At 51.3% G+C, this 13,900-nt stretch carries 12 protein-coding genes and 1 pseudogene; 2 read left to right on the top strand and 11 right to left on the bottom strand.

Annotated features, from left to right (window positions below; all coding sequences use genetic code 11):
* Nucleotides 1-19: 19 nt before the first annotated feature.
* Nucleotides 20-787, bottom strand: coding sequence for a triose-phosphate isomerase (tpiA, locus tag SYMBAF_RS00810; RefSeq protein ID WP_040264501.1), 768 nt, complete (start codon nucleotides 785-787; stop codon nucleotides 20-22).
* Between the two features lie 126 nt (nucleotides 788-913).
* Complete coding sequence (locus SYMBAF_RS00805; RefSeq protein ID WP_006709365.1) at nucleotides 914-1,501, bottom strand: DUF1454 family protein; 588 nt, start codon at nucleotides 1,499-1,501, stop codon at nucleotides 914-916.
* A gap of 614 nt (nucleotides 1,502-2,115) precedes the next feature.
* Here SYMBAF_RS00805 and SYMBAF_RS00795 point away from each other — a divergent pair.
* Together SYMBAF_RS00795 and SYMBAF_RS00790 are read left to right on the top strand one after the other, a co-directional pair.
* Entirely contained in the window at nucleotides 2,116-2,964 is an 849-nt protein-coding gene (locus tag SYMBAF_RS00795; protein WP_040264502.1) for a glycosyltransferase family A protein, read from the top strand.
* Between the two features lie 699 nt (nucleotides 2,965-3,663).
* Entirely contained in the window at nucleotides 3,664-3,960 is a 297-nt protein-coding gene (locus SYMBAF_RS00790) for a GIY-YIG nuclease family protein (RefSeq protein WP_006709363.1), read from the top strand.
* Here the strand turns inward: SYMBAF_RS00790 and SYMBAF_RS00785 are convergent.
* The 9 genes and pseudogenes from SYMBAF_RS00785 to pnp form a co-directional block, all read right to left on the bottom strand.
* The gene (locus SYMBAF_RS00785; RefSeq protein WP_040264503.1) at nucleotides 3,947-4,450 is read right to left on the bottom strand and encodes a GNAT family N-acetyltransferase; all 504 of its coding nucleotides are present in this window, start codon (nucleotides 4,448-4,450) and stop codon (nucleotides 3,947-3,949) included. The two genes, SYMBAF_RS00790 and SYMBAF_RS00785, sit on opposite strands and share 14 nt — an antisense overlap.
* A pseudogene (ubiT, locus tag SYMBAF_RS00780) lies at nucleotides 4,444-4,973 on the bottom strand (ubiquinone anaerobic biosynthesis accessory factor UbiT). Before ubiT ends, SYMBAF_RS00785 begins: the two are co-directional and overlap by 7 nt.
* A gap of 151 nt (nucleotides 4,974-5,124) precedes the next feature.
* The gene (locus SYMBAF_RS00775; RefSeq protein ID WP_040264504.1) at nucleotides 5,125-6,243 is read right to left on the bottom strand and encodes an ABC transporter permease; all 1,119 of its coding nucleotides are present in this window, start codon (nucleotides 6,241-6,243) and stop codon (nucleotides 5,125-5,127) included.
* Nucleotides 6,240-7,394, bottom strand: a complete 1,155-nt coding sequence (locus SYMBAF_RS00770) for an ABC transporter permease (RefSeq protein ID WP_040264505.1) — start codon at nucleotides 7,392-7,394, stop codon at nucleotides 6,240-6,242. Before SYMBAF_RS00770 ends, SYMBAF_RS00775 begins: the two co-directional genes overlap by 4 nt.
* Complete coding sequence (locus SYMBAF_RS00765) at nucleotides 7,376-8,347, bottom strand: HlyD family secretion protein (RefSeq protein WP_040264506.1); 972 nt, start codon at nucleotides 8,345-8,347, stop codon at nucleotides 7,376-7,378. The genes SYMBAF_RS00770 and SYMBAF_RS00765 overlap by 19 nt, the downstream gene beginning before the upstream one ends.
* Nucleotides 8,348-8,544: 197 nt before the next feature.
* On the bottom strand, nucleotides 8,545-10,416 hold the full coding sequence (locus tag SYMBAF_RS00760; RefSeq protein WP_040264507.1) for a DEAD/DEAH family ATP-dependent RNA helicase: 1,872 nt from the start codon (nucleotides 10,414-10,416) through the stop codon (nucleotides 8,545-8,547).
* A complete protein-coding gene (gene yrbN / locus SYMBAF_RS18235; RefSeq protein WP_226020408.1) occupies nucleotides 10,406-10,480 on the bottom strand; it encodes a protein YrbN in 75 nt (24 codons plus the stop codon). The genes SYMBAF_RS00760 and yrbN overlap by 11 nt, the downstream gene beginning before the upstream one ends.
* 246 nt (nucleotides 10,481-10,726) lie before the next feature.
* Nucleotides 10,727-11,611: a lipoprotein NlpI gene (gene nlpI / locus SYMBAF_RS00750; RefSeq protein WP_040264508.1), complete on the bottom strand. Its 885-nt coding sequence runs from the start codon at nucleotides 11,609-11,611 to the stop codon at nucleotides 10,727-10,729.
* Nucleotides 11,612-11,742: 131 nt separating this feature from the next.
* Nucleotides 11,743-13,863 (bottom strand): polyribonucleotide nucleotidyltransferase, encoded by a 2,121-nt coding sequence (gene pnp / locus SYMBAF_RS00745; protein ID WP_040264623.1) that lies wholly within the window; start codon nucleotides 13,861-13,863, stop codon nucleotides 11,743-11,745.
* Between the last annotated feature and the right edge of the window lie 37 nt (nucleotides 13,864-13,900).

The following is a 13,900-nucleotide window of genomic DNA, read 5'->3' as shown; positions in this document are numbered from 1 at the left end:
ATCGCCAAACTGAATGAAATCAGGCTTTTTTCGCTGCGGCGGCGGCTTTGACGATCGCAGCGAAAGCATCGGCTTTCAACGATGCACCACCAACCAGCGCGCCATCGATATCCGGTTGAGCAAACAGCTCTGCAGCATTCTTATCGTTGACAGACCCCCCGTACTGAATGATCACTTCAGCAGCGATGGCCGTATCGTGCTTGGCAATGTGATCGCGGATAAATTTGTGCACTGCCTGAGCCTGTGCTGGGGTGGCAGACTTGCCAGTACCGATGGCCCACACGGGTTCATAAGCGATCACAGCACCTTTCATGGCTGGCGCGCCTAGGGTTTTTAGTACGGCATCAATCTGACGAGCGCAAACTTCTTCGGTTTTACCCGCTTCGTTTTCCGCTTCGGTTTCACCAATGCACAGTACCGGGATCAGACCCGCTTCCTTCAGCACAGCAAATTTCTCGGCGATCGCTCCGTCGGTTTCTTTGTGGTAGGTGCGACGCTCAGAATGGCCAATGATGATGTACTGAGCACCAACGTCTTTCAGCATATTGGCGGAAATTTCCCCGGTGAAAGCACCGGACAAGTTGATGTCCACATTTTGTGCCCCCAAAGCGATACGGCTACCAGCCAGTGCGTGTCTGGCCTGATCCAGGTACATAACCGGCGGGGCGATAGCAACGCCACAACCTTCAACACGGCTCAACGCATTGCGCAAGCCTGCGATCAGCTCACTGACCATATGGGTGCTGCCGTTGAGCTTCCAGTTACCCATAACTAATGGATGACGCATGTTTTTTCCTCCAACAAGGGAACGCAAAATAGAAATGACAACTGCCGAACTGGCAGTTTACCTGCCCAGCAGTATAGAGATGATTAAGCACAAAGGCTTCGCTTTTCGCCACTAAATACCCTGCTATCAAGGCGTGGATAGCGCCAACTTAACCGGTTCAACCGCGAAGGTTACCCCTTTATCGCCATTGTCCGATACCACATAGCGAATGGCCCCAACCTGCTGTTGATAAAAACGCGAACCTTTGCCCTTCACTAACAAGCTAGTCACTTTACCTTGACTCTGCCCTACCGTCAGCGCCGGTTCAAACTGGCGCATCAGCGCGGCCATATAACTGATGGCGATGGCGCGTGCCGCCTTGTCCTCACCGCTCTGTTGTAACGGCAAATAGGTGATCTGCAACGTCTTGATTTTGCCAGTACCCTTTTCCAACGCGGTGGAGGCATAGAGATTTTCATTGAGTTTGCTGGCGGCACGGGTCAACAGCGGCGAGTCGTCTTCTGCTGCGGCGATGGCACGAAACTCGCCAATCGGCAACATCGTGTTGTCGCGATTATACTTTTCGCGGAATGTCACCATCGTTAAATCGAAGGTCGGCGCTCCTGCTAACAGGTAGGGCGCAGCGGGTGATGTGGCGATGGCATCCGGTGGATTAGCCCAAACACTGGCGTTCGCCACCAACAGGCTGGCAATAGCGGTGATTTTTCTCAGCATGGCGTATGAAATCAATAGTCAATAGGGGTAGCTCCGATTAAAACGATAAGCAGGGACATTGTCAAAGCTCCCTCCTCCACTTGCTAAAGGATCTGAACGCTCTCGCCGTTTCGACAGTGGGCGTAGCTAATATGCGAGAAAACGGCTTAAGAACTGCGCCGGTTTTAAGCCCTTTAGCCAGTTCGGCAACAAGTGCCTTAAGTTTCTTTATGATCCATCATTCTTCCTGTCTACATTGTTAGGAAGAACATATCAAAAACAGGCAATTGTAGTGGTACACCGAAAAGCTGGGCAGAAGTAGAACTGGTCACACTGAAATGGGTCGTCTGGTACAACGACCGTCGGTTATTGGAACCACTGGGCCATATCCCACCGATGGCAATAGAAAAGGCCTATGATGCTTCCATCGCAAACAAGGATCTGGCAATCTGAGTTTCTGGGCTGGAAACTTTCCAAGAAAACCGGGGTAGTTCATACAGTGGAAACGTAAAGCTTCCTATCCCGTATGGCGGGTGATAAAGTGATTGGGTGAGAAAAACTTAAAGCCTCGCCGTAGATGGTGCAGGATATTCTTGAGTCAAATCTATAGTTAGATTGTATTTTTAGATAAATAAATGGATAAGAACAATCATATGAATTATTGTTTCGATAAACAGCACATAGAACTTTCATATATAACCCATTTTTTTTGCGATCAGGGGAATATCAATTCCTTAACTGATCTACTAAAGGTATATGAGTCATACTCTTTTGATGTCGTTAGCAAAATACAGTTTATCATCGTTGATGATTGTTCGCCTGTTAAATATGAAATCGAAAACTATAATTTGAATATTACATGGCTAAGAATTACTGACGATATACCCTGGAATCAGGGAGGCGCGAGAAATCTTGGTGTTACGCATGCTAAATCCGACAAAATTATTATTACAGATTTAGACCATATTTTACCGGAAGAAACGCTAAAGCACTTAGTCAAAAAAAACAATCCAGGGCGAGATTTCTTCAAAATTTACAGAAAAGATAGTACGGGTAAGATATACAAAGGTCACTCAAATCTTTTCTTTATGTCTCGCGCCCGCTTTATACGCTTCTTTGGTTATGATGAAGAGTACTCTGGAGGATATGGTGGTGAGGATTACCGATTTGTTAAATTTCATAAATATCACGGTTCACGCCAACGTTATCTCTCTAAGAAGTTTGTTTGCTACGAGAGAGAGCTAGATAGAGATAATAGCTATCATAATCTTGTCAGAGATTTGTCGAGAAATACCATTATAGATTTAAAAAAGGAAAAAGAAATATATGACTATGGGTTCGAGCATGGACATAGCAGATTGTTTCTAAACTTTAAGTGGGAGAAAGTGGCTGAGTTTCAACTTCCCCCTCCCAGTTATAAAAAGAAAAGATTATGGAAACACCTGTGGTGGTTTAGGTGGCTTAGTTCAGCTTTAGCAAAGTAATACAGATCATTTACTGCTCTAGGCACTTCTATATCAACCCATGAGTTTTACATATGGGTTGATCACAGAAAATGCAAAACCAGAACCCGTACTTGCTGTGGTTCCCGATACAGAGTGCGCCTATGCCAACCCGGTATTCGTGTGCACCAATGTAGACGGCATGGGCATGCGTACCAATGTTCGATGACCAGTTCAAACCGTATGCAGCATTCCCTGTACTAACGAACCATACCGTCTTCCTGGCGTAGCTACGCCCGCTATATGGGTAGGGTCACCGGATTCGTTCGTCCACTTATGCTAGTATTTGCAGAAAAATCAGGGCTAAGTGCAAACAGGTCATTAACTGATAGCGTTACCGAATCAGAGCCGCCAGTCGTTATAACATCGGTTCCGTTTGCGGCGGCAAAGCGTATTGTCTTGTTCTCGCCAATATATTTCCATGTAGTACCGGGGAAAAGCTTGTTCTGATCTTTGTTTTGTGCAAATTCTAGGTTGCCTGTACGGCAGTACACCATTGAATATTAACATTAATCAACTCATTCCTTTATAGAAGAATGCTTGGTTCTCTAAAAAGGATTTTTTAATGGCATGGTTAATCTTAATAAAAATAAATATATTAAAAACATCCAGTAAAAAATAGGTTCCCCGACTACATCTTATTGCCTATAGTACCGCTCAGATTTATTCAGGGAAATGATTATGGCAACCCCCATCTGGCATCTCTACATGCTGCGTCTACCAAGCGGCATGCTGTATACCGGTATTACTACCGACATAGCCCGGCGGTTGGCGCAGCATCAGGCGGGCAAAGGTGCCAAGGTACTACGGGGAAAGGGGAAATTGACCCTGGCGTTTCACTGCCAAGTCGCGGATCGTTCGATGGCACTGAAGCTGGAATATCGGATCAAACAGTTAAGCAAAACGCAAAAAGAGAGGTTGGTCAGTCAGCCAACTCTCTCATTGGGGTATTTGCTGTCGGCGATTACAGCCGATTAAACGGTTCCGAGTACTCGACTACACCGTTGACGCCACTTAGGGCGTCCTCTACCAATGGGTAAACCTGGAACGCCGTTTCAGCCCCTGACCAGCGGCAATGCAAACCATGGGCGGCGGCCAGTTTAAAACCAAAGCGTCCGTAATAGGCTGGATCGCCCAGTACCACCACAGCGGCATAGCTGAATTCATTGAGCGCATCCAAGCCTTCGTAGATCAGCTTTTCACCCAATCCTTGACGGCGCAAGCTTTCATCTACCACCAACGGTGCCAACCCCACCCACTGCCTATCTTCTCCGGCCACATTGACCGGGCTGAAAGCAGCGTAACCTACAATGCCGCCTTTATTATCGGTGGCGACAATGCCCAACGTCAGCAGGCCAGCTTCACGCAGTTGCTGCACCAGATCGGCCTCGTCATCGCGGCCAAAAACGCGGTGCAGCAGGACGTCGATGCCTACCGCATCTACCGGGATCTCTACACGAATCAGCATGATATCGACACACGGGAAGGTTGCACCGTGCCCTCTTGCAGCCCTGCTTTAACAAAATCAGCCAGTTGCAACAGATGCATGCACAGCGGCGCAGGTACGCTTTCCTGCTCAATGGCGTCCATCAGATTTTTTACATATAGACCCAATTCGGTATCCCCTTCAATCTGTAACCGACGCTGAAAAAGCAGCGTATCTGGATCTTGCTTGCGCACTGCGTTCAAAATCAGATTGTTGGCGTCGCCACTGAAACTGACGTCCGCTTCGGCGTGCTGACTGACCACCCATTTTTCGTTTTCAACCATCATAAACCAGTGTAGTGCCAGATCACGAACTTTGAACTTTAACCAACGTGATACGAGATATTCCCGTTCACCCTCCGCCAATGCCTGGCGGAACGGCCAACCCAGCAACTGTTCCAGAAGCTGGCGTTGGAGAGCAAATGGGGTGAATCTAGCAGTAGGCACAGCAGCGACGGCCCGTGGCGCACAATGCACGCTCGCACACGGTCATTGACTCTTTTCAATACAGAATAGGGCTATTTTGCCTCATTGATGCGCAGCCTCAGCGGCTTATATCAATAAATACTGCATTTCACCATTACGTTTACCCTGACGCCAGACGCTGCCTCAAACCCAAATCTGTTCGCCGCATTTTCATTAAAATTATCTTCCCGATTAGCGTTTGCCAGTTAAAAACTTGCGCACAAAACCCACGCCGGCACCCAACAAGGTGTAGATCATCCCCATCACCAGCAGTATCACCACAACGTCCCACACTTCGTTCAGCGACAGCCCCATCTGATTAACCCCGGCGATCGCCATGGTGGCCCAGGTAGAAGGGATACAGTAAGAAATGACTCGCACCCAGCCAGGCATCGCTTGCAACGGCCAGATAGTGCCCGACAGATAGAATATCGGCGTGGTGATAAACGCCAACGTCAGGTAGATCATCTCGATGCTACGCAGGCACTCAGTCATCAGTTTGCCTAGCCCCAGCACTGCCAGCAGGAACGGGAAAGTCAGCAGCAGGATTTCTGGGATGTTTGCCGTCTGGCGGTAACCCAGCCCCCACGGCCACAATACAAACAGTACGATCGATAGGAACAACCAGATCGGCAACAATGCTGTCAGCCCGCCCAAGCGCGCAGCCAACAGCGCTTTGCCACCGTACATGCTTTTCATTGCCATGTTGACACGGATGCAGGCGATCAACAACGAGTGTTGCAATAGCATCACCAGCAGGCCGGGGAAGATGATCGCCGCAAAGCTGATACCAGGGTTGAACACCTCCAGCGTCTGCCCTCGTATCGGCGTCAGGATCACCCGTGCTTGGCGTTCGCTAAAGCCGCTTCGCAGCAGTAGCCCATTGTTGTACTCGGTCAGCAATTGCTGGTAGGTCGCCATCACGTCCTGCTGGATCTGGCCGTTAGCCAACCGGTTGGTGGCATCGCCATACATCGGCACCACGATATTCTCACCGTGCAGGATCTTCTTCTCGAGATCCACTGGCATGATGATCACTGCGAACAGTTTGCGCCAACCGAGGTCACGCTGCGCCTGCTCCAGGCTGTCGTAGGTTTCAATGGCGATCTTGGCGGTGGCGTTCAGTTGACGGATCAGTTGGCGGCTGGCAGTGGTGTGATCCTGATCAATCACCCCCACCGGCAAATTCCATACCGTGCGGTTGGTGTACACCATGCTCATGACGCACAATGACAGGATCAACGCCAGCCACACTGGCCGCTCCAACATGTTGAGCAACACCTGGACGAAAGTTTGCCAATAGAGTTTCATCCCGCGTCCCCTTCCTTAAGCAGCCGCGTCATCAGCCGATTACGCACTAACAGTGCGGCGACCAGCGGGTAAACCATCAGCAGCGCACAAACGCTGAAGATGGCACTGGCCTGTACCTGGCGCAGGAATACGTCGAACATCGCGTATAGCGCGTGGGTCAACGGTTGAAGATTGGCAATAATCCGCGCTGGCAACGGCATCGACAATTCCGGCACCGCTATGCCAGAAAAGGTTAAGGCAATACTCACCAGGATACCGATCAGGCTGTAAGCGATGATGGTGCTGCTGGTAAAGGTGAACAGCAGCAGGCCAATGCTCTGCGCTGCCATCACGTAGCAGAGACCGATCAACAGCATAAACAGTGGGTTGCCGCTAACGCGAGCGTCAAAGATACCCACCAACGTAGCAATCTCCACCATCAGCAGAACAGTAAAACACAGGGTGTAAGGTGCCAGCTTGCCGAGCAACGCTAGGCTGAAGGGTTTAGCTTTCAGCAACGATTTGCTACGTGCCAGCACGTAGATCATGCAGGTCACCACGAACAACTGCAACAGGTGAATGATGGCGGCGAACTGCTGGTAATAGATATAGCTGCCGCTGGCATCGAATAGGTTGCCGTAGGATAGCGTTACATCCGCCAGTGGTGGCAGCGTTTTGCCCATCGCGCCGGCGATAATGCGGCGGGTGTTGGCGTTGATTTCGGCCATCAAGCCGCTGAAGTCCTGAGTGGAATACAGTCCAGCACCGTAAAACAGCGCGTTGTAATACATCACTACGCTCGGTTGTTTGCCCGCCAGAGCATCGGCTTCGAAATCCGGTGGGATGTACAGCAACGCATAGTCCTGCGCACTGCGCAGGCGGTGAAGTGACTCTGGCAACCCACCGGGGTAAGCCTCGATGTGAGCGTGCGAACCGGCATCCAGACGGCGCGTCAGCAATTTGGATATCGGGCTGTGATCGCTATCTACCACCGACACCGGTAGATCGATCAGCGTGCCTTGGGAAAAGTTGCTACTGATAAGCCCAAACAGTATCAGTGTGAAGATCCAGCTCAGCCAGTGCACCACCGGGCTGCGAAAAGCGATACAGCACTCGTTGTTAAACGCACGGCTGAAGCAGCGCCAGCCAGCTTTTACTCTTTCCATTGCCATAAGCTGCTCATCCCTGGTCGCAAGCCATCCACTGGCTGTGATGGATACAGGCGAACCTCAAAGGTTTTCAGATCAAAATCACCGGTGGCACGGGTAGCACGTTTGGTGGCGTAATCCCCCAATGGCGCGATGTAGCGCACCTCGGTTTCAATCATTTTATTCTGCAGCGCTGGCACCCGCAGTTTAACCTTATCTCCCTTGCTCACGTGGGCTAGGATGTCTTCACGCAGGTTGAACACGAAGTAAGCATCCGGCACCCGGATCAATGTCAGCAACGGGCTACCCGCGTTCAGCAGTTCGCCCACCTCAGCCGGGATCGGCCCCACTTCGCCGTTCACTGGCGCTTTCACTTGCAGGTCGTCGGTTTGAATCATGACCTGCAACAGATTCTCTTCCGCCGCGTGCAACGCCGCCTCATATTGCTGCCGAAGCTCGATGCGGTCGCCGTTGATGCCCTCATCCAGATTGGCTTTTGCCGCCTGTACTTGTTGGAAGGCGGTATCACGCGCCCGGCGCGAGCCGTCCAGTTCAGATTTCGAGATATAGCCTTTACCGGACACGCTCAAGTTGCGGTTGTAATCGTTCTGCGCGTTACGGTATTGCGCCTCGGCCTGCGCCAAATTGGCACGCAAGGTGCGGATGCTCTCTTCACGGGTGCCGTGCATCGATTGTTCGAGCTGTGCCTTGGCCTTGTCGCGTGTCGCCTGTGCAGAACGTAATTGCGCTATCAGCTCCGGACTGTCAAGCTGGATCAACAGTTGCCCACCCTTCACGTTGTCGCCACGCTTTACCAAGCGTTCGACTATCCGCCCTTTGGCCTTGGAGGCAACGATCACCTCTGGCGCATCCACTTCACCCTGTAGCAGCACATCCTGATTATGCGCACGGAACAGGATCGCCATAGCGATCGCCACTATCATCAGCAGCAGGGTCAATAACGTCTTTTTTTTCATTATGATGTCGACTCCCAAAGGGTAAGCGGTAAATAGAGATAATCTTGTTCCCATCTCAATTCGCTCCAATATATCCTCTTTTTATGATAATGACAGCGAGCCTGTTAAACCATTGACGTTTCAGATTTCGCTGCATAAAAAAACCAGCCCGTAAGCTGGTTCTCTGTACCACTGACCACGAACGGTCAAATCTGCGGTTATGCATCACCAAACCGACGGCGAGAAACCGTAGGCGCTGAGTCATCACGGCGCGGTGCTGGTTTACCGTCACGGTTGAAATTACCGCTGCGACGGTCTCCACCACCAGCGGAACGACGCGGTGCACCTTCACGGCGTTCGCCGTTGAATAGACGGCTATGTCCACTGCGTTCATTCGGCTGCGCATCACCCAGCAGTTGCATATTCATCGGCTTGTTCAGGATACGGGTGCGAGTGAAGTGATTCAGGATCTCGCCCGGCATCCCTTTCGGCAGTTCGATGGTGGAATGGGAAGCAAACAGCTTGATATTACCGATGTAACGGCTGCTGATATCACCTTCGTTAGCGATAGTGCCAACGATATGACGAACTTCCACACCGTCATCACGACCCACTTCAATGCGGTAGAGTTGCATCTCACCAACGTCACGACGTTCACGGCGCGGACGGTCACCGTCACGGCTGTCTGAACGTATATTACGGCGGCGATCATTGCCACGATCGTCACGATCATTGAACTCACGACGCTGACGTGGCTTGAATACGGGATCCGGCGGCAGAATTAGCGGACGTTCACCCTGAGCCATCTTCAGCAATGCGGCAGCCAGGGTTTCCATGTCCAGCTCTTCTTCCGGCTGCAGTTTAGCCAATAGCGCACGGTACATGTCCAGATCGCGACTTTCCAGTTGTTGCTGAACTTTAGCGGCAAATTTGGCCAGACGACGCTCACCCAGCAGTTCTGCGTTGGGCAGTTCTACTTCTGGGATAGTCAGCTTCATGGTACGTTCAATATTGCGCAGCAGGCGACGTTCACGGTTTTCCACAAACAATAGCGCACGGCCTGCGCGGCCTGCTCGGCCGGTACGGCCAATACGGTGAACGTAAGACTCGGAGTCCATCGGGATATCGTAGTTTACTACCAAGCTGATGCGTTCAACATCCAGACCACGGGCCGCAACGTCGGTGGCGATCAGGATGTCCAGACGACCATCTTTTAGACGTTCCAAGGTCTGCTCGCGCAACGCCTGGTTCATATCACCGTTCAGCGCAGCGCTGCTGTAACCACTGCGCTCCAGCGTTTCGGCCACTTCCAGCGTGGCATTTTTGGTGCGCACAAAAATGATCGCTGCGTCAAAATCTTCGGCTTCCAGGAAGCGTACCAGCGCTTCGTTTTTACGCATGCCGTGCACCGTCCAATAGCTCTGGCTGATGTCTGGACGGGTAGTTATACTGGACTGAATGCGCACTTCCTGTGGATCTTTCATAAAGCGGCGGGTAATACGGCGGATCGCCTCTGGCATGGTAGCGGAGAACAGTGCGGTCTGATGTTCAGCCGGGATCTCAGCCATGATGGTTTCTACGTCTTCGATAAAGCCCATGCGCAACATTTCATCGGCTTCATCCAATACCAAGCCGCTCAGGTTAGAGAGATTCAAGGTGCCGCGTTTCAGGTGATCCAATAGACGACCTGGTGTACCTACCACAATTTGTGGCCCCTGACGCAGAGCGCGCAACTGTACGTCATAACGTTGGCCACCGTACAGAGCAACAACATTCACACCATGCATGTGTTTGGAGAAATCAGTCATAGCTTCAGCAACCTGCACCGCCAGTTCGCGGGTCGGTGCCAGCACCAGGATCTGAGGTGCCTTCAGGTCAGCCTGCAGATTATGCAATAGTGGCAGCGAGAATGCTGCGGTTTTACCACTACCGGTCTGTGCCATGCCCAGCACATCGCGACCGTTCAACAGGTGAGGAATACACTCAGCCTGGATCGGTGATGGTTTTTCATAGCCCAGGTCAGTCAGGGCGGAAATGATCGGAGCAGATAGCCCCAGATCAGCAAAAGAGATTTCAAACTCAGTAGTCATGTACACATGCCTCATTAATAATGGCAGCCAGTCTACATAACTCGTCGAGAAAATTTTCAGTCATTTTCATTGAAAAATGTGAACCGGCTCAAATTAGTTTATAAAACGAACAAGAAAACCCTCACCCGTGAAGGCGATAACTTTGGCTGTAAAACCAATGTCTATCAGGCTGATAATCCTTCATCTTTCAAGCCACCGCAGTGTTAGCTGCTCTCCCTCACCCTCATCACTTAGCAAACTAAGCTCCAGGGATCCGTTCGATTGCCGACTTGCCGCAACTTGAAACCTATTGGGTAGAAGTGTTCGTCAGCTATTGCTGGTCCGATTCTGATAAGTTGTCTTGCTCTTGGCCTAAAAGCGCCAATTCCAACAATGCATAGCGGTGCTCAACGAAGTTATTTACGTTATTAGCCACCGTCAGTTTGAACAGCGCCGAAGCGGTGTTCTTGTCCCCCAGACTCAGGTAGTGTTTACCTAAATAGAAGTCAGTTTCACTGAGATGCTCAGCGAGCGAAGTGTTATCCGTTGTATCTACCTTGAGGCGTGACATCAGCGTTTTTTCGCTAATGTTGCCCAGGTAGAATTCGACAATATTCCATCCCCATTGCCCTCGGTTCGCTTTGTCATAACGCTGCTTGAGTGCTATGTCAGCCTTTTTGGGATCGATTTCTCGTTCCACAAGATACAGCCACAACGAACGGAAGGGATCGTTTGGGTCGTCTTGATAAAACGCCAGCAGATCATCCTGCGCCAACGAGAAGCGGCCGCCATAATACAACGCGATGCCTCGGTTTAAACGCGCGTAATTGTAAGTTGGATCAAGCTCTAATACAGAATCAAACGCTTCATAGGCAGCATCAACATTGCTTGCCTGCGTTAAGTAAATGCCTAGGTAGTTGAAAACTTCAGGCATATCAGGACGTATCGCCAGCGCTTGCGAAAAATCATTGCGCGCCAGTGCACGTAGCCCGAGGCTATCATACAGCACACCACGCTCATATAAAAGCTGCGCACGCTCATCGCCCGTCAGTGCCCGGCTGGCAAGTATCAGTTCCATACGTGCCAGGATCATTTCTTGCTGCAGCGTAGGCTGCAGTGGGATCGCCAAAACCTCGTCTTTACGCCAATCATGGTTGCTGCATCCTGCCAGCATGAGTGCTGTCACAACGTACCACCAGCGCAAGAAAGGCTTCATTTCCCACTCCCGAAGACAAACATTAAATGAACGCCCTATCCTCCGTTTGCTAAATACACGAGTTCCTACCCAGGCAGCGATACAAATAGCTCCCGACCCTATGGCAGGGAGCTGCAAATATATCTATACGGTTATTCTGCTTCAACTGCAGGAGGCGACTCCGTTTCTGGCATAGTCGCTTCTTTGATGCTTAAACGTACACGGCCCTGACGGTCAACTTCCAGTACTTTAACCGGCACTTCCTGACCCATTTGCAGATAGTCAGTGACTTTCTCAACACGCTTGTTGGCAATTTGAGAGATGTGTACCAAGCCTTCTTTACCCCCGCCGATAGCGACGAACGCGCCGAAATCAACGATACGAGTGACCTTACCTTGATAAATGCGGCCAACTTCAATCTCTGCGGTGATCTCTTCAATACGACGGATAGCAAATTTCGCTTTCTCACCGTCAGTCGCAGCGATTTTAACTGTACCATCATCGTCAATTTCAATGGTGGTGTCAGTCTCTTCGGTCAGCGCACGAATCACCGAGCCGCCTTTACCGATCACGTCTTTAATTTTATCCGGGCTGATGCGGATAGTGTGAATACGTGGTGCGAACTGAGAAATATCGCCACGCGGCACGCTGATTGCCTGTTCCATCACGCTCAGGATATGTAGACGCGCCCCTTTGGCTTGGTTCAGTGCCACCTGCATGATTTCGCGGGTGATGCCTTCAATTTTAATGTCCATTTGCAGCGCGGTGATACCGTCACGGCTACCGGCCACTTTGAAGTCCATATCACCTAGGTGATCTTCATCACCCAGAATGTCGGACAGAACCACAAAGTTATCCGCTTCTTTCACCAACCCCATGGCGATACCCGCAACAGCAGCCTTGATTGGCACGCCTGCATCCATCAGCGCCAGAGAAGCACCACAGACCGAAGCCATGGAAGAAGACCCATTGGATTCGGTAATTTCAGAAACCACCCGCACCGTGTACGGAAAATCTTCCAGTTTAGGCATCATAGCCAATACGCCACGTTTTGCCAGACGGCCATGACCAATTTCGCGGCGCTTAGGTGAACCGACCATGCCGGTTTCGCCAACGGAATACGGCGGGAAGTTGTAATGGAACAGGAAGCTGTCGGTCTTTTCGCCCATCAGTTCATCCAGGTTCTGTGCATCACGCGCAGTGCCCAGTGTCGCGGTAACCAACGCCTGTGTTTCACCACGGGTGAACAGCGCGGAACCATGGGTGCGCGGCAGTACGCCAGTACGCACATCCAGACCACGGATCATGTCTTTCTCGCGGCCGTCGATACGTGGTTCTCCACGCAGCACACGGCTACGCACCACGTTTTTCTCGACGCTGCTCAGGATGTCCTGAATTTCTGAAGCGTCCAGCGTTTCATCTTGCACCAATAGGGTTTCAACCACGCTGTCCTTGATCGCATCTACCTGAGCGTAACGCTCTTGTTTCTCGGTAATGTGATAAGCGTCGCCCAAGCGGGCTTCGGCCAGTTCGGCCACGCGTGCATGCAGTGCTGCATTGACCACAGGTGCCTGCCAGTCCCACTTAGGCTTGCCAGCTTCAGCAACCAGAGAGTTGATACTCTCGATCACCACCTGCTGTTGCTGGTGACCAAACACCACCGCCCCCAGCATTTGATCTTCGCTTAGCACATCAGCTTCAGATTCAACCATCAGCACCGCGCCAGCAGTGCCAGCAACCACCAGATCCAGGCTACTTATTTTCAGTTCGTCGGTCGTTGGGTTCAGTACATACTGGTCGTTGATGTACCCCACGCGTGCTGCACCAATTGGGCCGTTGAACGGAATACCGGACAGGCTCAGGGCGGCAGAGGCCCCAATCATTGCGACGATATCTGGGTTAACTTGCGGGTTGACAGAGACCACGGTGGCGATCACCTGTACTTCGTTCAGGAAGTTGTCCGGGAACAGAGGACGGATTGGACGGTCAATCAGACGTGAGGTCAGCGTTTCACCCTCGCTCGGGCGGCCTTCACGACGGAAGAAACTGCCCGGTATGCGGCCAGCAGCGTAGGTACGTTCCTGATAGTTTACGGTCAGCGGAAAGAAACTTTGACCCGGCTTGGCTTTTTTCTGGCCCACTACGGTGACGAATACAGCGGTGTCATCCATACTCACCATAACGGCGGCGGTGGCCTGACGTGCCATCATACCGGTTTCGATGGTGACGGTATGCTGGCCATACTGGAATTTGCGAATGATCGGTGTCAGCAAAATTATGTCCTTGATTAACGGCGTACCCATCGTAATG

Source organism: Serratia symbiotica (assembly GCF_000821185.2).
Classification (GTDB): Bacteria; Pseudomonadota; Gammaproteobacteria; order Enterobacterales; family Enterobacteriaceae; genus Serratia; species Serratia symbiotica.
This window is presented reverse-complemented; position numbering and strand designations above follow the sequence as displayed.